We start from the raw sequence: 22,496 nt of genomic DNA, 5'->3' as shown, positions 1-22,496 counted from the left end.
AATCAGTCGGCGACGGAGGGTGAGGTGCGCGGTGACGCGGGACGCGGGAGCCGGGATCGAAGGGCGGATCGCGCTGGTGACCGGCGGTGCGCGCGGGATCGGGGCGGCCGTCGTGGAGGCGCTCGCCCGGGCCGGTGCCGTGGTGGCCGCGGTGGACATCGACGAGGAGGGGTTGCGGGAGGTCGCGGCGCGGGACTACGGCGCGGGGCTGGGCCGGGTGGACGTCCGAGGTGCTTCGGACGCCGGTGCCAGTGAAGATGCTGCGCGGGGTTCTGTTGCGGTGGAAGCGTCCGGGACGCGTGCTGGCGAGCGACTTTCTCAGGGTGTCCCGGTGGGGGCACTCGCGGGTGGCGATGTCGCCGGGAGTTCTGCGGCGGCGGGTGCTGACGACGCACGGCCTTCCGGGGTTGCGACTGAAGAGGATTTGTCGAGCGGTGTAGTGCCGACTTCTGCTGATGGGGCAGCGGAGGCGGTCGCTGCGCTGGTAGCCGACGGCGTTGATGCGGCGCGGGCTCACGCGGCTGGCGACGCCGGGCGGCCGGTTGACGTCCAGCCGTCGGCCGGTGGGCACGTGGTGCCGTTCGTGGCGGATGTCGGGGATCCGGCGGCGGTCGCGCGGGTCGTGGCGGACGTCGAGCGGGAGTTGGGGCCGATCGGGATCGGGGTGTCGGTCGCGGGGGTGCTGCGGCCCGGGTCGGTGGGGGAGACCAGCGACGAGGACTGGGCGGCGACCTTCGCGGTCAACTCGACCGGGGTTTTCACTGTGCTGCGCGAGATCTCCCGGCGGATGCAGCCGCGGGGGAGCGGGGCGCTGGTCACCGTCGGGTCGAACGCTGCCGGTGTCCCGCGGACCGGGATGGCTGCTTACGCGGCTTCGAAGGCCGCGGCGACCATGCTCACCCGCTGTCTCGGGCTGGAGCTCGCCGGGTCGGGGATCCGGTGCAACATCGTCTCGCCGGGGTCGACGGACACCGACATGCAACGTCTACTGTGGACGGACGACTCCGGCGAAGACCGGGTTATCGCAGGGAATCCGGAGCAGTTCCGTGTCGGGATTCCGCTCGGGCGGATCGCCGATCCCGCCGACATCGCGGACGCGGTGCTGTTCCTCGCGTCCGACCGGGCCCGGCATATCACCATGCAGAACCTCTACGTCGACGGCGGGGCCACGCTTCGCGCGTGACCCGGGTCGACCCGCCGGGCGGCTTTTCCTTTTCGTCCGGATACGTTACTGTCCATTAGGTTAGGCTAACCGAACAGTCAAGGTTCGGACCTTGTGCGAGGAACGGACGGGGCGGCTCGGCCGCCTGCGCGTGTGCGAAAGGGAATTCACCTCGTGTCCTCACCTGCTCCGGCCCGTCCGCGGCCGGTCCACCGGGCGGCGGATCTCCTGGCCGCGTACCTGCCGGGGTCGTTCTACTACTCGTCGGCCCGTGGGGTGCTGCTCGCCGACGGGGTGCATTCGCACGTCCGCGGCACGACGGGCAACCGGGCCGCGGCGGCTGCCGAGGCGTTGGAAGCCGCGGTGCTGGCAGGGGTCGCGAATCCGGTCGTGGTGGGGGCGATCGGGTTCCGGCCGGACTCCGGGAGCAGCTTGATCGTGCCCGCGGTGGTGCGGCGGGCCGAGATGCCGGGCGACGGCGGCCTGCGAATGGGGGAAAGTTCGCAGGTCGTGGGCGATGCGGCGGAGTCCGGCGGGGACGCGGGTGAGTGTTCACTGGCGGCCGAGTCCGGCGGGAACGCAGGCGGGCTTTCGCAGTTCGCGGGCACCGCAGTGGAGCCTGGTGGGAACCAGAGTGCGGCCGTCGCCGGGTCCCGTAGCGGTTCAGGCGTCGACGGCATCGATGCCACCACCTCCTGGACCGTAATCCCGCAGCCGGCGCCCGAGGTTTATGCCGAAAGTGTCCGTCGGGCGGTCGATCTCATCGGTGACGGGGAACTTCGCAAGGTCGTCCTCGCCCGGGCGCTGGATCTCGTGGGCGGGCAAGGGGTATCCGTGCGAAAACTCCTCCGTAACCTCGTCGTGGCGGATCCTGCGGCGCATGCCTTTGCTGTCGACGTCAGTGCGCCTGGGGATCCGGCGCCGCGGACGCTCGTCGGGGCCAGTCCGGAGTTGCTGGTGTCTCGCAAGGGGAATGTCGTGACCGCGAATCCGCTTGCCGGGTCGCGGCGGCGGACGGGGGATCCGGCGCAGGACGCGCAGGCGATTGCGGAACTGCGAGTGTCCGAAAAGGACCTCAATGAGCATGCCCTCGTCGCCGCGCAGGTGGCGGAGGTGTTGGGGCGCTACTGCACCGAGCTGGACGTTCCGGAAGAGCCGGAAGTGATTGGCACGCCTACGATGTGGCACCTTTCGACCCGGATCACCGGGCGCGTGGGGGCGGGTGGGCCGTCGTCGTTGGAGTTGGCTGAGGCGTTGCATCCGACGCCTGCGGTGTGCGGGGTGCCGGTCGATCTGGCGCGCGACACGATCGCGCGGCTCGAGCCGGAGGATCGCGGGTATTACGCGGGACTGGTCGGGTGGACCGATCTCGCGGGGGACGGCGAATGGGTCGTCACGATCCGGTGTGCCGAGGTGTCCGACAAGACCGCGCGGTTGTTCGCGGGGGCGGGGGTCGTCGCCGGGTCTGATCCGGCGGCGGAATTGGCGGAGACCAGTGCGAAGTTCGGGACGCTGCTGCGTGCGCTCGGTGCGGAGGGGGTCGCGTGAGCTTGTGGCCAGAGGAAACCGCAGCGCAGTACCGGGCCAGTGGGTACTGGCGCGGGCAAACATTCGGAGCCTTGCTCACCTCGCTCAAGGAGGCGTACGCGGACCGCACGGCGGTGGTCGGGGAAGGGCAGCGCTGGACGTTCGCCGAGGTGGACGAGCGGGCGCATCGGCTGGCCGCAGGGTTTGTCGCGAGCGGGATCGGGCAGGGCGATCGGGTCGTCGTGCAGTTGCCGAATATTCCGGAGTTCGTGTCGGTCGTCTTCGGCTTGTGGCGGGCCGGGGCGGTTCCGGTGTTCGCGTTGCCTGCGCATCGGGACAGCGAGTTGCGGCACTTCGCCGAGCAGAGCGACGCGAAAGCGATCCTTACCGTCGGCGAGCATGCTGGGCATGATCACGCGAAGATGGCGCGGGAGGTCGCGCAGCAGCAGCGGAAAGTCTTCGTCGTCGGGGAACCGGAATTCGCGGCGTTGGCGGAGACCGCGCCGCGGGAGTTGCCGGAGCCGGATTCGGAGGGGATGGCGTTTCTGCAGCTGTCCGGTGGAAGCACTGGGTTGCCCAAGCTGATTCCGCGGACGCACGACGATTATCTGTACAGCGTGCGGGAGAGTGCGCGGATTTGCGGGCTCAAGAAGGAAAGCGTGTATCTCGCGGCGTTGCCTGTCGCGCATAATTTTCCGCTCAGCTCACCTGGGTTGCTCGGTGCGCTGCATGCGGGGGCGGCCACGGTGATGGCGCCGCGGCCGGACGCTGATACCGCGTTTCGGTTGATTGAAGCTGAGGGTGTCACGATCAGCGGGGTCGTTCCGCCGTTGGCGGCGGCTTGGGTGCAGGCGGCGGCGCGGACCGAGCGGGATCTGTCCTCTTTGGACGTTCTGCTGGTCGGCGGGGCGAAGTGCGGCCGGGAGCTCGCGGAACGCATCGGTCCGGCGCTGGGGTGCCGGCTGCAGCAGGTGTTCGGCATGGCGGAGGGGCTCGTTTGCTACACCCGGCTGGACGATCCGGCGGACCTCGTGCTCAGCACCCAGGGGCGGCCGATTTCGCCGGACGACGAGGTGCGGGTCGTGAATCCGGACGATCCGCTGGCGAAGTCGGACGATCTTGTCGAGCCGGGCGAAATCGGTGCGTTGCTTACGCGCGGGCCGTACACGATTCGCGGGTACTACAGCGCCGCTGAGCACAACAAGACCGCGTTTACCGAGGACGGGTTTTACCGCACCGGCGATTTGGTGCGGCAAAAGGAATCCGGGCATCTCGAGGTCGTCGGGCGGGCGAAGGAACAGATCAACCGAGGCGGCGAAAAAGTCGCGGCGGAAGAGGTCGAGAACCATCTGATGGCGCATCCGGGCGTGCTCGACGCCGCCGTCGTCGCGGTGCCGGACGAGTACCTCGGCGAGCGGACCTGTGCGTACGTCGTTCCGGCGGACGGGGAGCAGCCCAGCGCGGCGGAACTGCGCCGGTTCGTGCGCGGGCGCGGGGTGGCCGCGTTCAAGGTGCCCGATCTGGTGGAGGTGGTCGGGGAGTTCCCGGTCACCGGCGTGGGCAAGACCAGCAAACGCGAACTGCGGGCGGCGCTGGCCGCCCTGGCGAAGGAGAGGTGAAGCGTGTCCCTGCCGAGAATCCGGGCGTACCCGCTGCCGACGGCGGCGGACCTGCCCGCAGGGCGGGTCGGGTGGCGGCCCGACCCGGCGCGGGCGGCTTTGCTCGTGCACGACGTCCAGCGGTATTTCCTTGCCCCGTACGAGGGTTCGCCGATTCCGGAGATGGTGGCGAACATCGCGGAGCTCGCCGAGAAGGCGCGCAGCTACGGCATGCCGGTGTTCTACACCGCGCAGCCGGGCAAGCAGCCCGCCGCCGATCGGGGGCTGCTCACCGAGTTCTGGGGCGACGGCATCGGCGCGGTGATCGACGACGACCCGCGCGCGGCGGACATCGTCGACGAGTTGGCTCCGCGGCCGGGCGACGCCGTGCTGGACAAGTGGCGCTACAGCGCGTTCCAGCGCAGCACTTTCCGCGAGCAGCTCGGCGACCGCGACCAGTTGCTGATCACCGGCGTGTACGCGCACATCGGCTGCCAGACGACGGCGGTCGAGGCGTTCATGCGCGACGTCCGGCCGTTCCTGATCAGCGACGCGGTCGCGGACTTCGACCGCTCCCGGCACGACCAGGCGTGCGAGTACGTCGCGCAACGCTGCGGCGTCGTCACCACCACCGCCGACGCGCTCGCCGCGCTGTCGGCGCCGATTCCCGCAGGAGCACCTCGATGAGCACCCCCGGACTGACTGCCGAGCAGGTCAACGCCGACGTCGCCGAACTGCTCGGCTGCGGCCTCGGCGAGCTGACCCCGGACACCGATCTCGCCGACCTGGGCCTCGATTCGATGCGGATCATGAGCCTGGTCGAGAAGTGGCGCGGCGCGGGCGCTCCCCAGCTGGAGTTCGCCGACCTCGCCGAGGACCCGCGGCTCGGGCACTGGACGAAGCTGCTCACCGGCGGCTCGCAGTGAGCCGGGATACGCACCGGCACCGCCACACCGCCCGGATCGCGGAGGTCCGCGCGGGGCGGCAGGCCGAGAAAGTGCCGTACCCCATCCGGATCCGGCGCGCGGAGGTCGTGCGGACCAGCGCGGTCGGCGCGGGACTGCTGCGCGTCACCCTCGGCGGGCCGGGCACGGCCGGGTTCGAGGCGCATTCGCCGGACGAGCATGTGAAGATCCTTTTCCCGGACGCCGACGGCGAGCTGCGGCTGCCGGAGGCGAACGGCGACATGCTCCGCTGGCCGAAGCCGTCGCCGGTCTCGCGCGAGTACACCGTCCGCCGCTACGACCCGGCGTCCGGTGAGCTGGACCTCGACGTCGCCCTGCACGACGGCGGTCTCGGCTCGGACTGGGCGCGCGCGGTGCGGCCGGGCGAGACCGTGCACGTCGCCGGTCCGCCGGGCGGGCTGATCGTGCCGCACAACTACGACCGCTACCTGCTCGCCGGCGACATCACGGCGCTGCCCGCCCTCGCGCGCTGGCTGGAGGAACTGCCGCGGACCGCTGCGGGCTGGGCGTTCGCCGAGGTCGCCGACGCGAGCGAGCAGATCGACCTCGACGCGCCGGACGGCGTCGAAGTCCATTGGCTGCACCGCGGAACCGCCGCACCGGGCAGCGTCGAGCTGCTCGCCGACGCCGTGCGCGAAGTCAAAGTGCCGGAAGGCGAACGGCTTTACGCGTGGATCGCCGGGGAGGCGGGCGCGATCAAGCCGCTGCGCCGCTGGCTGCGCGACGACCTCGGGCTCGCCCGCGAGGACTACGACGTGACCGGCTACTGGAAACGCGGCGTCGCGGACTTCGACGACGAGCACGACCACTGATTCATCAGCAACAGCAAGGACCCTCGCATGACCGTCACCAGAAAGACCCGTCTCGCTGCCGCCGCGCTCGCGGTCGCCCTCACCGTCGTCGCCGGCTGCGGTTCCGGCGACGCGCAGAGCAGCAGCGGGAGCGACGCCCCGACCCGCGTGTTCGCCGCTGACAACGGCGAGATCAAGATCCCGGTCAAGCCGAAGCGCGTGATCGCGACCGGTTACGCGGTTCCGGCGCTGCTCGAGGCGAAGGCGCCGCTCGTCGGGATTTCGACGTGGAAGCGCGGCCTTCCGATGATGACGACCGAGGACCGCAAGAAGTACGACGAGCTGCCGAAGGTCGCGGGCGAGCAGGCCGCCGAGACGAACTACGAGGCGATCGCGCAGGCCGATCCGGACCTGATCGTGATCGGCGTGCCGAAGCCGGTGCTCGCGGACATCGACGTCAAGCGGCTGCAGGAGATCGCGCCGGTCGTGGCGATCGGCCCGTCGGTGCCGTCGGCGTGGCGGGAGCTTTCGCGCAAGCAGTCCGACGCGGCCGGCGCGCTGGCCGGGTTCGACGCCGCGCGCCAGGAGTACGAGGTGAAGGCGAAGCAGCTCGCGGACAAGTACAAAGCCGTGCTGCCGCAGCTGAAACTGGGGCACGTCGGCGCGTACGGCGAAGTCGCGAAGGGCAACTTCCAGCGCGAGTTCAAGGATTCCTGGGGCACCAACGTCGCGCAGGACATCGGCGCGAACTACTTCGGCCAGGTGAAGGTCAAGGGCGGCGGTTCGAAGGACGTCAGCGAGTACCCGTCGATCGAGGAGCTGCCGACCGCGTTCGCGCAGGCGGACGCGATCACCTACTCGGTGAAGCCGGACGGCTCGGTGCCGCCCGCGGTGAAGTACGTGCTCGATTCGCCGCTGTGGAAGGAACTTCCCGCAGTGAAGGCGGGCAAGACCTTCGCCTTCCGCTACACCGAAGCGGCCACCTACCGGGCGGCGATGAAGACGCTGGACGCGGTGGACCAGGCGTTCGCGCCGCTGCTGAAGAAGTGACCGCGCGCAGCCGGACCGCGCTGCTGGCCGCCGCCGTCGTCCTGCTGGCGGCGGTGGCCGTGGTCAGCGTGGGCGTCGGCGCGCACGGCATCGCGCCGGCGGAGGTGCTCCAGGCCATCTTCGGGCACGGCGATCCGGCGGATCAGGCGGTGGTGCGCGACGTCCGCGCGCCGCGTGCGCTGCTGGCGGTCGGCGTCGGCGCTGCGCTGGCGGTGGCCGGGGTGCTCGTCCAAGTGCTGTCGCGCAATCCGCTCGCCGAACCTGGTGTGCTCGGCGTGACGGCCGGGGCCGGGTTCGCCATCACGATCGGTTCCGCGCTCGGCATCGCCGTTTCCGCGTCGGGGGAGCTGCTGTTCGCGGTGCTCGGCGCGGTGCTGGCGACCCTGCTGGTCTACGCGGTCGGCCGGCGGTCGCCGTTGCGGATGGTGCTGACCGGCACCGCGCTGACGTTCGTGCTCAGCGGCGTTTCGCTCGGGCTGCGGTTGCTGCTGCCGGACACCTTCGACCGGTACCGGTTCTGGGCGGTCGGCTCGCTGGCCGGACGGGAACAAGCTCCGCTGACGGTTCCGTTGATCGTCATCGCGGTGAGTGTGGTCGCTGCGTTTCTGCTGAGCCGTCAGCTGAACGCGCTCGCGCTGGGCGACACCGTCGCGCACACTCTCGGCGCGCGCGTCGCCCGGATCCGTGCGGTGACACTGTTGCTGATCACCCTGCTGGCCGGAGCGGCGACTGCGGTGGCCGGGCCGATTCTGTTCGTCGGACTGATCGTGCCGCATCTCGCGCGCCGAGCGGCGGGTGCGTCGGTGCCGTGGCTGACCGCGTTCGCGGTGGTGCTCGGCCCGATTCTGCTGCTGGTGTCGGACATCGGCTCGCGCGTGCTGCTGCCGACCGGCGAGGTGCCGGTCGCGATCGTGACGGCGTTCGTCGGCGGTCCGGTGCTGATCTGGGCGGTCCGCAAGTACGGGACGGCCGCGTTATGACCGCGTTCGTGTTCCGCCGAGGGCGGATTTCGTTGCGGGTCGAGCGTCGGACGGTCGTTCTCGTCGCCGTGCTCGGCGTCGTTCTCGCCGGGCTCGCGTTGCTGGGGCTTTGCTACGGCGCGGCCTGGGCGAGCCCGGCGCGGGTGTTCGCCGCGCTCGGCGGGTCCGGCGGCGGACCGGGCGTGGTGATCCGCGAATGGCGGTTGCCGCGCGTGGCGGCCGGGCTGGTGTTCGGGGCCGCGCTCGGGCTGGCCGGGGCGATTTTCCAGAACGTCACGCGGAATCCGCTCGGCAGCCCGGACGTGATCGGCCTCGACTCCGGTGCTTACACCGGCGCGCTGATCGCGATGACCGTGCTGTCCGGGTCGTCGACGCAGCTGACATTCGCGTCGGTGGTCGGCGGGCTGATCACCGCGGCGGCGGTCTATCTGCTTTCGATGGGCGGCAGCCGGTCCGGCTTGCGGCTGATCGTCATCGGGATCGCGATCAACGCGATGCTGACCGCGTTGAACTCGTGGATCGTGCTGCGCGCCGACCTCGAAGTGGCGATCGCCGCGGTCGGCTGGAGCGCCGGTTCGCTCAACGGCATCGGCTGGAGCGACGTCGCGGTGCCGTTCGGGGTGCTGGCTGTGCTGTTCGCGGTGCTGCTGACCCGCGCGCCCGCGCTGCACCAGGCGGCGCTCGGCACGGAACTCGCGGTGACGACCGGCGTCCGGCACGAATCCCTGCGGCTGCAGCTGGTCGTGATCGGCGTCGCCTGCACGGCGACGGTCACCGCGGTAGCCGGGCCGATCGCCTTCGTCGCGCTCGCCGCGCCGCAGATCGGCCGCAGGCTCGCCCGCGCACCCGGCATTCCGCTGCTGCCCGCGGCGCTGACCGGTGCGCTGCTGCTGGCCGGCGCCGACCTCGTCGCGCAAATGCTGCTCGCCCCGGTCTCGCTCCCGGTCGGCGTGGTCAGCACGGCGATCGGCGGCTGCTACCTGATCTGGCTGCTCACCAAGGAGGTGCGGCGGAAGTGACCGCCCGCTTGACCGCGCGGGACCTCACCCTGCGCTACGGCGACCGCGTCGTGTCGACGCAGTTGCAGCTCGACGTTCCCGACCGCGCGTTCACCGCGGTGGTCGGCTCGAACGCGTGCGGCAAATCGACATTGCTGCGCGCGTTCGTCCGGCTGCTCCGCCCGTCCGACGGCGGCGTGACCTTCGACGGCCGCGAGGTCGGGGCGTATCCGGCCAAGGCGCTGGCGCGGGAACTCGGCTTCCTGCCGCAGGATCCGTCCGCGCCGGAGGACGTCCGCGTCCGGCAGCTGGTCGCGCGCGGCCGGTTCCCGCACCAGTCCCTGCTGTCGTCGTGGTCCGAGGAGGACGAGACCGCGGTGGTCGGCGCGATGACCGCGGCCGGCGTCGCCGGGCTGGCCGACCGTCCGGTGCAGGAGCTGTCCGGCGGGCAGCGGCAGCGCGTGTGGATCGCGGTCGTGCTCGCGCAGCGCACGCCGTACCTGCTGCTCGACGAACCGACGTCGTTCCTCGACATCGCGCACCAGTACCAGGTGCTGGAGCTGCTGAAGCGGCTGCGCGACGAGGGCCGCACGGTGATCGCGGTGCTGCACGACATCAACCAGGCCTGCCGCTACGCCGACCACGTCGTCGCCATGCGCGACGGCCGGGTCGTGGCCGAGGGCGAGCCCGGCGACGTCGTGGACGCCGCGCTGATCAAGGAAGTCTTCGACCTGCCGAGCGTCGTGGTGCCCGATCCGGTCACCGGCACGCCGATGGTCGTGCCGTCGCTCTGACCCCGGGAGTCACCAGTTGAGCACCGCACTCGCCGCTCTCGAGCTGACCAGCGCCCAGCTGGGCATCTGGAACGCGCAGCGGCTGGAACCGGATTCGCCGTATTACGTCGTGGGCGACGTCGTGGAAATCTCCGGCACGCCGGTCGACCTCGCGGCGCTGGCCGAGGCGATCCGGGCGACCGCCGAGGAGGCCGAAAGCCTGCGGTTGCGGGTGCACGACACCCGGGACGGGCCGCGGCAAACCGTGTCCGCTGAGCCGGTGCCGTCGCCGGAAGTCGTTGACCTGCGAGGGGAACCGGATCCGCTCACCGCGGCGCACGCGCGGGTCACGGCGGAGCGGCAGCGGGTGGCCGAGGCGTGCCGCGGGATGCTGGACCGGGCGTTGTTCTCGCACGTGATCCTCCGGCTTTCCGACACCGAAGTGTGGTTCACCCAGCTCGGCCACCACCTGGTGTTCGACGGCTACACCGCGGCGATGCTCGCCCGGCGCACCGCTGCCCGGTACACCGCGGCGGTGCGGGGCGAAGAGGTGCCGCCGTCCACGTTCGGCCGGTTCGCCGATCTCGTCGAAGCCGACCGCGAGTACCGGATGAGCGAACGGTTCGCGAAGGACCGCGCGTACTGGTGCGATCGGTTCACGCCGATGCCGGAGCTGGCCGACGACGCGAGCGCTGCCGGGCTGCCGGAGGCCACGTTCACCGCGCGTGCCGAACTCACCGCGGACGAGGTCGCCGGGCTGGGCGAACTGGGGAAGCGCGCGGGGACGACCTGGGGCGACGCGCTGATCGCGTGTTACGCGGCGTTCCTGCACCGAGTGCTCGGAACGGCGGACGTCGTGTTCGCGGTGCCGTTGATGTGCCGGGTCGGCGCGGCGTTGCGGACCCCGGCGATGGCGGTCAACGTGCTGCCGTTGCGGGTGCGTGTGCAGCCGGGCGACCGTCCGGAGGAGCTGACCGCGCGGGTCGCGCAGGCGTTGTGGGAAATGCGCGCGCACCAGCGGTACCGGGGCGAGAACCTGCCGCAGGATCTGGCGGTGCCCGGCGCGGGTGCGCTGCTGCACGGCCGCGGGATCAACCTCAAGGCATTCGACCTGGAGCTGGCGTTCGGCGAGGCGCGCGGGACGATGCGGAACGTCGCGGGCGGGCCGCCGGAGGACATGGGGCTCAGCGTGCTCCCGACCGCTGGCGGCGGGCTGCTGCTGGGTTTCGAGGTCGACGCGCGTTCGCAGGACCAGGCTGGCGTCGACGCGCAGCTCACCGCGTTGAAGGCGCTGATCTCCGCGTTCACGAGTGCGGACGCGCCGGTGGTCGGCGGGGTGGACCTGGTGCCGGACGTCGACGCGTTGCTGGCCGAATGGTCGACTCCCGCGGTTTCCCCGACCGGAGAAGGGTTCCTGGACGGGCTCGGCGGGCAGACCGCGCTGGTCTGCGGGGACGAGCGGCTCACCGGCGACGAGGTGCGGGACCGGGTGCACCGGCTGGCGCGGGCGTTGCGGGCGCGGGGCGTCGGAGCGGACGACGTGGTGGCGCTGGCGTTGCCGCGGTCGGTCGATCTGGTGGTGGCGCTGCTGGCGGTGCTCGACGCGGGGGCGGCGTTCCTGCCCCTGGACCTGGCGCATCCGGCGGAACGGCTGTGCTCGCTGGTCGCCGAGGTGACCCCGAAGCTCGCCGTGACGGATTCGGATCTGCTGCCGGACGTGCCGCAGCTGCGGCTGGACGATCCGGCGGTACGGGAGGAAATCGCCGGGTACTCGGCGGTGGGGGAGCAGGTAGACCGGCATCCGGAAAGCCTCGCGTACGTCATCTTCACCTCGGGTTCCACGGGGCAGCCGAAGGGCGTGCTGGTCCGGTCCGGCGGGCTGGAGACGTTGCTTCGGAACCATCGCGCGACCACGGTGGCCGAGACCGCGCAGGGGCGTCGGCTCCGCGTCGCGCACACGTACTCCTTCGCCTTCGACTCGGCGATCGAGCAGCTGCTGTGGATGCTGTGCGGGCACGAATTGCACGTCTACGACACGGAAACCGCGCGCGACGTCGATGCGCTGCACGCCGCTTTCGTGCGCGACCAGATCGACGTCATCGACACGACGCCGTCGATGGCGGCTCCGTTGCTGGACGCGGGGTCGCTCGACCCGGCGTTGCTGGTGCTCGGCGGCGAGGCGACGTCACCGGCGTTGTGGCAGCGGGTCGCTTCGTCCGGAATCCGCGCGCGCAACATCTACGGCCCGACTGAGACCACTGTGGACGGTGCCAGCGCGCCGATCACCGGGGACGAGCCGGTGATCGGGTTCGCGGTGCCCGGGACGCGGGCGTACGTGCTCGATGCCGCGCTGCGGCCGGTGCTGCCGGGCAGTCGCGGCGAGTTGTACCTGGCCGGACCGCATCTGGCGCGTGGTTATCTCGGTCGTCCGGGCGGGACGGCGGAGCGGTTCGTCGCCGATCCGTTCGGGCCGCTGGGGGAACGGATGTACCGCACCGGCGACGTCGTGCGCTGGGTGCCGGGCCGGGGGCTGGAGTATCTGGGGCGGCGCGACGGCCAGGTCAAGATTCGCGGCCACCGCGTGGAATTGGGCGAGGTCGAGGGCGCGCTCGGCGCGGTTCCCGGCGTGCGGGCGGCCGCGGCTGCGGTGCGCGGACCCCGGCTGGTCGGGTATGTCGTCGGCTCAGGGCTGGTTGCGGAGGACGTTCGGGCGACGCTCGCGGAGCGGTTGCCGGAGGCGATGGTTCCGGCCGCGGTCGTGGTGCTGGACGAACTTCCGGTGACCAGCAACGGAAAACTCGACCGGGCCGCGCTGCCCGCGCCTGCGGCGGCTGAGGGCGGACGGGAACCGCGGACCGAGCGGGAACGGTTGCTGTGCGCGGCGATCGCCGAGGTGATCGGCGTGGAGCGGGTCGCGGTCGACGACGATTTCTTCGCCCTCGGCGGCGACAGCATCACCGCGATCAGCGTGAGCAGCCGGTTGCGGGCGCACGGGCTGGACCTTCGCCCGCGGGATCTGCTGGCGCGGCGCAGTTTCGCGGCGTTGGCGGCGGCGAGCCGGGATCTGTCCGAACCGGACAGTGAGCCGGACGAGCCGATCGGCGAGGTTCCGGTGCCGCCGATCGTGCGGACGTTGTTCGACCTGAATCCGGACCTGGACGCGATTGTCGGCTATGCACAGTGGACAGTGCTCCGGGTGGACGGTCCGGTGCCGGGGCTGCGCGAAGGCGTTCAGGCGATTCTTGACCACCACGACGTGTTGCGGCTTCGTGTCGAACCCGATGGCTCGTTGGTGATCCGGTCGCGGGGCGCAGTCTCGGCGTCGGTCAGCGAGGCGACAGGGAGTCCGGCTGAAGTAGCCGAACGGCTGGCGTCCGAATTGGACCCGCGCGCCGGGGAGATGCTGCGCGTCGCGCTGGTGGGGGACCAGCTGGTGATCGTCGTGCATCACCTGGCGATCGACGGGGTTTCATGGCGCATCCTGCTGCCTGATCTGCAGACGGCGTGCGAGGGCGGAGTGCTCGAACCCGTGCGCAATTCCTGGCGACGACACGCGTTGACGCTCGCCGAACAAGGGGCGAGTGGTGCGCGGCGCGGCGAACTCGACTACTGGCGGTCGACGCGGAAGAGCAAGCTCGACCCGACGCGCGATACCGTTGCTACCGCGCATCGTTCGGTCACCGTCGCCACCGAAGAGGAAAGCGCGGCGATTCTCACGACGCTGCCCGCCGCCTACCGTGCGGGTGTCGACGAGGTGCTGCTCGCCGCGCTCGTGCTGACCCTGCGCGGCGACGAAGACGCGCTCACTGTCACGATGGAGGGCCACGGCCGCGAAGGGCTGGACCTCGCGCGGACCGTCGGCTGGTTCACCGCCGAATACCCGGTCCACATTGAACTGTCCGGTGTGGACACGCTTGATCGGTTGCTGCGCGCGGTCAAGGAAGCGCGGCGCGCGGTGCCGGACGGCGGGATCGGGTTCGGCATCCTGCGGTACCTGGACCCGGGTGCCGGGTTCGCGCGGGAGATGCCGGACGTTCTGCTCAACTATCTCGGCCGGTTCACTCCGCTGTCCGGCGGCTGGCAGCTGCCGGACGAGGATCCGTTCGCCGTGATCGAGCCGCCCGCCAAGGCGTTGGAGCAGGTCCTGGCGCTGAACTGCTTCGTCCGCGAGGAAGGCGTGCCGCGGATCGCCGTCGAATGGACCGCCGCGAGCCGGGTTCTGCCGCCGGAAGAGGTCGAACGCCTCCAGGAAGCCTGGTCGACCGCGCTGGCCGCGTTGGCGGCGCACGCGCGGGAGAACACCGGCGGGCTCACTCCGTCGGACCTTCCGCTCGTCACGCTCACCCAGCACGATATCGACGCGCTTGAACAGCAGGGCCCGGTCGCCGACGTCCTGCCCGCGACGCCCCTGCAGGCCGGGCTGTCGTTCCACACGCTGACGCGGGGCGGGCCCGACGTCTACACCGTGCAAGCGGTGACCCACCTCGAAGGACGGCTTGCTCCGGAACGGATGCGAGCCGCCGCCGCGGAGCTGCTGCGACGGCATCCGGCGCTGCGCGTCCACCTGCACACGACAGCGGCGGGCGAGGTCGTGCAGGTCGTGCCTGCCGACGTGCACCTGGGCTGGCGGCACGTCGAGCATCCGGAGAGCGCCGAGGACGAATGCGCGGCCGAGCTGGCCCGGCCGTTCGACCCGGCGGTACCGCCGCTGATCCGGTTCCTGCTGCTCACCCTCGGCCCGGCCGACCATCGGCTGGTGCTGACGATCCATCACGCGCTGCTCGACGGCTGGTCGATGCCGCTAGTCGGCCGCGCCCTGCTGGCCACTTACGCCGAACTCGACGGCGGGCCGGCCGCTCCGATCGCGCCGCCGCTCGCCGAGTACCACCGGGTGCTGGCCGCTCGCGATCACGACGCGGCGGTCGAGGCCTGGCAGACCGCGTTGGCCGGGTTGGAAGAAGGAACGCGGCTCGCCCCGGCGACCGCGGAGTCCGCTTCGGACCGTCCACAACGGATCTGGGTCGGGCTCGGCGCCGAGTTCAGCGAGCGGCTGCGCGGCTTCGCGCGGGAACGCGGCGTGACCCCGACAGCGGTGTTCCAGACCGCGTGGGGCGTGCTGCTGGCGCGGCTCACCGGACGCCAGGACGTGGTGTTCGGCTGCCCGGTGTCCGGTCGTCCGTCCGACGTTCCGGGCGTGGAAGCGATGATCGGCCAGCTCGGCACGACCATCCCGGTGCGCGTGGCGTTCGCCCCGTCGGATCCGGCGTCGGCGGTGCTGACGCGGGTGCAGGACGAGAACGCGCGGCTCACCGACCACCATCACCTCGGGCTGCCGGACATCCAGCGCGCGGCGGGCGTCGGCGATCTGTTCGACACGATGCTGGTCATGGAGAACTTCCCGCTCTCCAGCCGGGAACGCGAACCGCTCGCGCCTGGGCTCGACCTCGCCGGCGTCGACATCACCGACGCGACGCACTATCCGCTGACCGTGATCGTGCTGCCGGGCGACGAGATCTCGATCGGCCTCGGCTACCAGCCGCAGGCCTTCGACGAGTCGACTGTGCAGGCCTACGGCCGCTGGCTGACGACTCTGCTGCACGAGCTCGTGGCCGACCCGCAGCAACCGGTCGCGCGGCTGCGTTCCCTTCACACAGAAGAGGAAGCAGCCCTCCTGCGGCAAGGAACCGGACCTGAGCCGCGGCGGGAAGCCGGTACCTGTCTGGAGGAATTCGCCCGCTGGGTGCGGGAAACTCCGGACGCCGAAGCCGTCGTGTGCCGAGACCGCCGCCTGACCTACGCGGAATTGGACCGGAAGGCGAACCAGCTCGCGCACGCCTTGCGCACGGCCGGGGTGCGGGAACAGGACCCGGTCGCGGTGCTGCTGGAACGCGACATCGACCTGGTGGTTGCGCTGTTCGGCGTGCTCAAGGCCGGTGCGGTGCACGTGCCGATGGACCCGACGTACCCCGCGGAACGCCTGGCACATCTGGTGAAAGACAGCGCGCCCGCAGCGGTGGTGTCTACTTCGGATCCCGGCTTCGGCATCCCCGTGATCGATCCAGGGGTCCTCAATGGACCGTCTACTTGGGACGACGTCGTTCCGTCGCCGGACTCGCTGGCGTATGTGATCTACACGTCCGGCACCACCGGAAAGCCGAAGGGCGTCGCGGTCACCCATCGCGGCATTCCGAGCCTCGTCGCGCTGCAGGAGGACATCGTCGGCATCCGGCACGGCGAGCGGTACCTGCACTTCGCGTCCACGAGTTTCGACGTCTCCTACTGGCAGTTCTTCCTGCCGTTGCTGTCCGGCGGCACCTCGGTGATCGCGCCGGAGGAGGTCCGCGGGTCCGGCGACGATCTGCTCGCCTACGCCGCCAAACACCGCGTGACCGGGCTGAACCTGCTGCCGTCGTTCCTGTCCGCGATGCCGGACGACTCGACGGTGGACCCGGAAGTGTTCTTCGTGGTCGGCGCCGAACGGCTCGACCCGGAGCTGGCGCACCGCTGGGGCGACCGGCGCGCGCTGTTCAACGCCTACGGCCCGACCGAGGTCACCATCAACTCCGTGACCTGGGTGTACTCCGCCGACGATCCAGGTCCGCTGCCGATCGGAAGGCCGGACCCGCAGGTACGGGCGTACGTGCTGGACGCGGGGCTGCGGCCGGTCGGGACCGGCGTCACTGGCGAGCTGTACCTCGCCGGGCCGAAGCTCGCCCGCGGCTACGTGAACCGGCCAGGACAGACCGCCGAACGGTTCGTCGCCGACCCGTTCGGCGCGCCCGGCGACCGGATGTACCGCACCGGCGACCTCGTCCGCTGGCGGCCGGACGGGCAACTGGTGTTCCTCGGCCGTGCCGACCACCAGGTCAAACTGCGCGGCTTCCGGATCGAACCGGGCGAGATCGAATCGGCTCTGGCGCGGCATCCGGACGTGCGCGCCGCGGTCGTGCTCGTCCGCGAGGACCGGCCGGGGGACCGGCGGCTGGTCGGCTATGTCGTGCCGGTCGACGGCGCGGACCCGGATCCTGCTGCGCTGCGCGAGTATCTGTCCGCCGAACTGCCCGCGCACATGGTGCCGTCGGCGGTGCTCTCGCTGGAACGGCTGCCTCTCGGGCCCAGCGGCAAGCTCGACCGGGCAGCGCTGCCCGCGCCCGGTCCGCGCAACATCGCCGCGGCGCGGCAACCGGCGACGGAAGCGGAAACCGTGTTGCTGCAGGTGGTTCGGGAGCTGCTCGGCCCGGACGTCACGATCGACGACGGGTTCCTCGACGCCGGCGGCGACAGTATCGCGTCGCTCCGGCTGGTCGCGCGTGCTCGCCGCGAGGGCCTGCACCTGACCGCACGGGACGTCTTCGAGGGCGGCACGATCGCCGGGATCGCGGCGCGGTGCAGCGCGGAAACCGTGGTGGTGTCGCCGGATCTCACGCCCGCGGTCGGGGACGCGCCGCTGACGCCCATCATGCGTCAGCTGCTGGAACGCACTGGCTCGGACGCCGACAGCTTCTGTCAGTGGGTCGAAGTGTGCGTGCCGTCCGGCGGTGACGTGCCGAAGTGGCGGGCGGCGCTCGACGCGGTCCTCGAACGACACGACGTGCTGCGGTCGCACTTGGCCGACGACGTATTGCGCGTTCCGGAACCAGGCACAGTGACCGGGGCGGACGTGCTGATGGTGGTCCCGGCGGGCGAGGACGCGGACCTTCGCGCGCTGCTGGACGAGCAGATCGCGGCTGTCCGTTCTGCGATGGACCCGCGAACCGGGCCGATGCTGCGGGCGGTCTGGGTGGATGCCGGTCCGTCGCGTCCGGGGCGGCTCGCGCTGGTCGCGCACCATCTCGTGGTGGACGCGGTCTCGTGGCGGATCCTCCTCGACGACCTCGAGCAGGCGTATCTCGGCCGCCAGCTGCCGGATCGCGGGCCGTCGTTCCTCGGCTGGGCACGCGCGCTCGTCGCGGCCAAACTGGCGCGGCAGGTGGAAAGCCCGCACTGGCAACGGATCGCGGCGACGGCCCGTCCGGTCAGCGGGACTGCGCGGCACCACGAGATCGAGGTGCCGGAAGAGATCACGCAGGCGGTGCTGACGACGTTGCCGGGCGCGTACCGGACCGGTCCGGACGCCGTGCTGCTCACCGCGTTCGCGCGGGCTTACCGTGCCTGGCGCGGTTCGGAGCTGCTGGTCGCGCTGGAGAGCCACGGCCGTCCGGACCACACGCCGGACTTCGCCGGAACCGTCGATCTGTCCCGGACGGTCGGATGGTTCACCGCGATGTACCCGGCACGGATCGCGCCGCCTGCTGGGGAGACGGCGATCGCGGCGGTCCGCGACCAGCTCCGGGCCGCGGGCGACGGACTCGGGTTCGGGATCCTCGGCGGAACCTCGACCGGAGCGGAGGTCAGCTGGAACTACCTCGGCCGGTTCGAGGCGGCGCCGCAAGCGGAGACGCCCTGGCAGCGTCCGCCGGACGCCGATCCGCTCGGCTCCGCGGGAGGACCGCTCGGGCACGCGCTGATGGTGAACGCGATGGTGCGCGACGACCGGCTGGCTGCGCGGTTCACCTGGCCGTCCTCGGAGTTCAGCGCGGACGAGATAGCCGCGCTGGGAGCGGCGTTCCAAGCGGAACTCGCTGCGCTGGCCGCCGAGGTACCGGCTGGCGAGCTGCTGCCGTTGACGCCGCTGCAGGAGCTGATCCTGCGCGAATCGCGGGCTGCCGAAGAGGATCCCTACCCGGTGCAGGCGGCGTTTTCGCTGGCCGGAGCGCTGGACCTGACCACGTTGGCGGCCGCGGCGAACGCGCTGGTGCGGCGGCATCCGAACCTGGGCGCGGTCTTCCCGGCCGGGCACGAGATGCAGGTACTGCCTGCGGAACCGCAGGTCGGCTTCCGGGTGCGCGAGGTGTCCGGGAACGTCGAGCAGCTGCTCGCGGAAGACCTCGCCGAGCGGTTCGACCTCGCTGCGGGGCCGCTGCTGCGGGTCACCGTGCTCCGGCACGGTCCGGACCGGCACGAACTCGTGCTCACCAGCCATCACCTGCTGTCGGACGGCTGGTCGGCGCCGCGGATCCTGGCCGAGTTGTTCGCCGGGTACTCCGGCGAGCCGCTGCTGGAGGCGGTGCCGGTGTCGCGGTACACGCGGTGGCTCGCGGCGCGCGACCACGCGGTCAGCGGGCACGCGTGGCGGACGGAACTGGCTGATCTGCCGTCGCGGAAACTCCTGACCGGGCAGCCCGCAGCGGTCGAGCCGGAACTGTTCACTGTGGACGCTGCGCTCGTCGCTTCGTTGACGCAAGCCGGTGCCCGACACGGGGTCACGGCGGGAACGTTGCTACAGGGCGCTTGGGCTGCAGTGCTCGCGGCTCGGGCTGGGGTTGCCGATGTTGCTTTCGGCGCGATGGTTTCCGGTCGGACGTCCGAAGTGGACGGTGTCGAGGAGATCCTCGGGCTGCTCGCCAACACGGTTCCGGTGCGGGTGCGGTTTGCCGGAACCGTGGGGGAGACCCTGGTGGAAACCCAGGCCCGGCAACAGGAACTGCTCGCACACCAGCACGTCGGACTGGCCGAGCTGGCTGCCTTGACCGGTCAGGACCGGTTGTTCGACAGCCTCGTCGTGTTCGAGAACTACCCGGTGGACCCGGCGAAACTGCGTGAACCGGCTCCCGGGCTGACGATCACCGGGACCCGGTTCCGCGAGCGCACTCATTACCCGATGACGGTCACCGTCGTGCCCGAACTCGCGGGCGGCTGGTCCGGCATTTTCGGTTACCAGGACGGGATTCTCTCGGCCGCGGAAGCCAAGTCGCTGGTCGCGGACCTGCTGCGGTTCCTCGGCGAGCTTCCGGCGCGGCTGGACGAGGACGCGGCCGAGTGGCTGCGCTGAACCTGTGGCGGACCGCGTTCGTGCTCGTGCTGGGCACGTTCATGGCGACGCTCGACAGCACGATCGTCTCGGTCGGCGTGGAGACGCTGGCGGAGCGGTTCGACGCGTCCGTCACGGAGGTCCAGTGGGTCACCACCGCGTATCTGCTCGCGGTGGTGACCGCCGTGCCCGCGTCCGGCTGGCTGGCCGCGCGGTTCGGCGGGCGGCGGACCTGGCTGACCGCGGTGGTCGTGTTCGTGGCGGCGTCGCTGTTGTGCGGGCTGGCGGGTTCGCTGCCGATGCTGGTCGCGTTCCGGGTGCTGCAAGGGCTGGCAGGCGGGTTGCTGCCGCCGACCGGACAGGCGTTGCTGGCGCGGGCGGCGGGGCCGGACCGGATCGGGCGGCTGATCAGCGTCGTCGGCGTCGTGCCGTTGCTGTCGCCGGTGCTGGGCCCGCTGGCGAGCGGGGCGATTCTCGACGTCGCGGACTGGCCGTGGCTGTTCTACGTCAACCTGCCGGTCGGCGTCGTCGCTGTTCTGCTGGGGCTGCGGTATGTCGCAGCGGACCAGCCGACCGACCCGCGAGAGCCGTTCGATTTCCGTGGCGCGGCTTTGCTTTCCCCGGGGTTGGCCGCGGTGGTGTTCGGGCTGACCGGATTCTCCGACGGATATCCGCAATGGCTTTCCGCCACGGCGGTCGTGGTGGGTTTGCTGATGCTGGCCGCGTTCGTCCGGCACGGATTGCGAGTGCGGGCACCATTGCTGGATCCGCGTTTGTTCACGCGACCACCATTCGGAGCCGCGGCGCTGGCGCTGGTCGTGCTGGGTGCTTCGGTGTTCGGGACGATGTTCCTGCTGCCGTTGTATCTGCGCCGCGGTGCCGGATTGGGCGCGTGGGACACCGGATTGCTTTTGGTACCACAGGGAATCGGTGCGGCCGCGGGGTCGGTGCTGGTGCATCGCCTGGTGGATCGGCTGGCACCGCGGACGCTGGTGGTGTCCGGAATCGGCTTCGTGGCGCTCGGAACCGCGGCATTCACGCAGCTGGGTCCCGAACTTCCTGATGTCGTGTTGGTCATTTCCTTGTTGCTGCGCGGATTCGGGGCGGCGATGATCAGTGCGCCGGTGCTGGCGCTGGTGTATCGCAGCCTGGAGAAAACCCAGCTGCCGAAAGCGGCTGGTGCGTTGAATTTGCTGAACACTCTGGGCGGTTCGGTCGGGACCGCCGTGCTCGCGCTGGTGTTGCAGAACCGGCTGGCCGCACGGGGCGCGGATGTCGCGGCGGCCTTCGCGGACACGTTCTGGTGGGTGCTCGGGCTGGTCGTGGTGGCGGTTGCCGGGGCGGCGAGGCTGCCCAAAGAAAGGAGCCGGTAGATGCAGGACACGTTGCCCAGCCCGGTGGAGGTGACGGCGGGAGCCGCGCCGGACATCGCCCGGCACCGCGAAACGGTTTCGGCGGTGCTGGACCGGCGCGATCCGCGGTTGCTGGTGATAGTGGGTCCGTGCTCGGTGCACGATCCCTCGGCGGCGCTGGAATACGCGGAGCTGCTCGCTGGTATGTCAGCTCGGTACGCCGACGATCTCGTGGTGGTGTTGCGGGCATATCTGGAGAAACCGCGGTCGGTGACCGGGTGGACCGGCTTCCTGCCGGACCCGACACTGGACGGCAAAGGCGATCTCGCCACCGGGGTCCGATTAGGACGGCAGTTCTTGCTCGACGCGGCCTCGACCGGGTTGCCGCTGGCGTACGAGTTCGTGGATCCGGTGTTGGCGCCGTACGTCGCGGACACGGTGAGCTGGGGCGCGATCGGGGCGCGGACGGTCGCCAGCCAGCCGCACCGGCAGCTGGCGTCGTGGCTGCCGATGCCGATCGGGATGAAGAACTGCGTGTCCGGACGGCTGGGACCGGCGGTGGACGCGATCCGCGCGGCCGGGGCGGCGCACGCGTTCCCGGGACTCGGCGTCGACGGGCGGATGAAAACCTTGCGCAGCAGCGGAAATCCGGACGCGCACCTGGTCCTGCGCGGCGGCCCGGCGCCGAATTACGACGCGGCGTCGGTCGCCGAGGCGATGAAGGTGCTCGGGGAGGCGGGCTTGCCGCGAAGAGCGGTGGTCGACGCCTCGCACGGGAACAGCGGGAAGGACCACAACCGGCAGCCCGGCGTGGTGGCCGACGTGGCGGAGCAGGTCCGCGACGGCGCGGCGGTGGCCGGGGTGATGATCGAGTCGTATCTGCGGGACGGGGCACAGGACTCGGAACGGGTGCCTGCCGACCGCGCGGTGAGCCGGACGGACGCTTGCCTCGGGTGGGAGCGGACGGTGCCGTTGCTGGAGACGCTGGCTCTGGCCGCCCGCGATCGGGCAGTACGGGTCTGATCGCCGCGGAGGGCGGTCCGTGAAGGGCTCCTTTGAGGCTGCAACGCCCTGACCTGGGGGGAGCACGCTAGCTGGCCTCGCGGGCACGGTTTAGGTACAGCTCAGCGGAGAATGCGTCGTCAATGATCGACCGAGCCGGTCCTCGGCCTGTTTGAGCAGCTGGCCGTACACGTCGTAGGTGGTCGTGATCTTCTTGTGGCCCGTTCGCACCCGGCAAACGCGGCCACAAGTGGGTTTCACGAGTACTACACGGACGCCGATTGGCGGGCCGCGGGGCATCATCGGCGATTTGTTGGTGACGGAGCCGGCGCGGCGTCGGCTGCGCATCGATGTTCTGCGCGCACCGGATGCACGGCCACTGGCGCGCACCCTTGTGCAGTGACAGTCTGTTTCGGACTCCCGTGCTCGTTCACGGCGGAAGCCCGCT

The 22,496-nt window shown here is 71.0% G+C and carries 13 protein-coding genes and 1 pseudogene; all 14 read left to right on the top strand.

Annotated elements, in window-relative coordinates; translation table 11 throughout:
* Positions 1-19 precede the first annotated feature (19 nt).
* Positions 20-178 (top strand): annotated as a pseudogene (locus PUT80_RS46280) (SDR family NAD(P)-dependent oxidoreductase); the annotation flags it as partial.
* Between the two features lie 261 nt (positions 179-439).
* Positions 440-1,183, top strand: a complete 744-nt coding sequence (locus PUT80_RS10790) for a 2,3-dihydro-2,3-dihydroxybenzoate dehydrogenase (RefSeq protein ID WP_275291860.1) — start codon at positions 440-442, stop codon at positions 1,181-1,183.
* A gap of 153 nt (positions 1,184-1,336) precedes the next feature.
* On the top strand, positions 1,337-2,710 hold the full coding sequence (locus tag PUT80_RS10785; RefSeq protein WP_275291802.1) for an isochorismate synthase: 1,374 nt from the start codon (positions 1,337-1,339) through the stop codon (positions 2,708-2,710).
* On the top strand, positions 2,707-4,308 hold the full coding sequence (locus PUT80_RS10780) for an AMP-binding protein (RefSeq protein ID WP_275291801.1): 1,602 nt from the start codon (positions 2,707-2,709) through the stop codon (positions 4,306-4,308). The genes PUT80_RS10785 and PUT80_RS10780 overlap by 4 nt, the downstream gene beginning before the upstream one ends.
* A gap of 3 nt (positions 4,309-4,311) precedes the next feature.
* A complete protein-coding gene (locus tag PUT80_RS10775) occupies positions 4,312-4,974 on the top strand; it encodes an isochorismatase family protein (RefSeq protein WP_275291800.1) in 663 nt (220 codons plus the stop codon).
* Entirely contained in the window at positions 4,971-5,213 is a 243-nt protein-coding gene (locus PUT80_RS10770) for a phosphopantetheine-binding protein (RefSeq protein ID WP_037819832.1), read from the top strand. The genes PUT80_RS10775 and PUT80_RS10770 overlap by 4 nt, the downstream gene beginning before the upstream one ends.
* Positions 5,210-6,064, top strand: a complete 855-nt coding sequence (locus PUT80_RS10765) for a siderophore-interacting protein (protein ID WP_037819829.1) — start codon at positions 5,210-5,212, stop codon at positions 6,062-6,064. The genes PUT80_RS10770 and PUT80_RS10765 overlap by 4 nt, the downstream gene beginning before the upstream one ends.
* 27 nt (positions 6,065-6,091) lie before the next feature.
* A complete protein-coding gene (locus PUT80_RS10760; RefSeq protein WP_275291799.1) occupies positions 6,092-7,093 on the top strand; it encodes an ABC transporter substrate-binding protein in 1,002 nt (333 codons plus the stop codon).
* Entirely contained in the window at positions 7,090-8,073 is a 984-nt protein-coding gene (locus PUT80_RS10755) for an iron ABC transporter permease (protein ID WP_037819824.1), read from the top strand. Before PUT80_RS10760 ends, PUT80_RS10755 begins: the two co-directional genes overlap by 4 nt.
* A complete protein-coding gene (locus tag PUT80_RS10750; protein ID WP_051729771.1) occupies positions 8,070-9,092 on the top strand; it encodes an iron chelate uptake ABC transporter family permease subunit in 1,023 nt (340 codons plus the stop codon). The genes PUT80_RS10755 and PUT80_RS10750 overlap by 4 nt, the downstream gene beginning before the upstream one ends.
* Positions 9,089-9,865 (top strand): ABC transporter ATP-binding protein, encoded by a 777-nt coding sequence (locus PUT80_RS10745; protein ID WP_275291798.1) that lies wholly within the window; start codon positions 9,089-9,091, stop codon positions 9,863-9,865. The genes PUT80_RS10750 and PUT80_RS10745 overlap by 4 nt, the downstream gene beginning before the upstream one ends.
* 16 nt (positions 9,866-9,881) lie before the next feature.
* Complete coding sequence (locus PUT80_RS10740; RefSeq protein WP_275291797.1) at positions 9,882-19,715, top strand: non-ribosomal peptide synthetase; 9,834 nt, start codon at positions 9,882-9,884, stop codon at positions 19,713-19,715.
* Positions 19,703-21,067: a DHA2 family efflux MFS transporter permease subunit gene (locus PUT80_RS10735; protein ID WP_275291796.1), complete on the top strand. Its 1,365-nt coding sequence runs from the start codon at positions 19,703-19,705 to the stop codon at positions 21,065-21,067. Before PUT80_RS10740 ends, PUT80_RS10735 begins: the two co-directional genes overlap by 13 nt.
* Positions 21,068-22,069 (top strand): 3-deoxy-7-phosphoheptulonate synthase, encoded by a 1,002-nt coding sequence (locus PUT80_RS10730; RefSeq protein ID WP_275291795.1) that lies wholly within the window; start codon positions 21,068-21,070, stop codon positions 22,067-22,069.
* The last annotated feature ends 427 nt before the right edge of the window (positions 22,070-22,496 follow it).

The sequence above is a fragment of the Amycolatopsis sp. La24 genome, assembly GCF_029087445.1.
GTDB lineage: Bacteria > Actinomycetota > Actinomycetes > Mycobacteriales > Pseudonocardiaceae > Amycolatopsis > Amycolatopsis nivea.
Note: the sequence above shows the minus strand (reverse complement) of the source record. Positions and strands in the feature narration are given on the sequence as shown.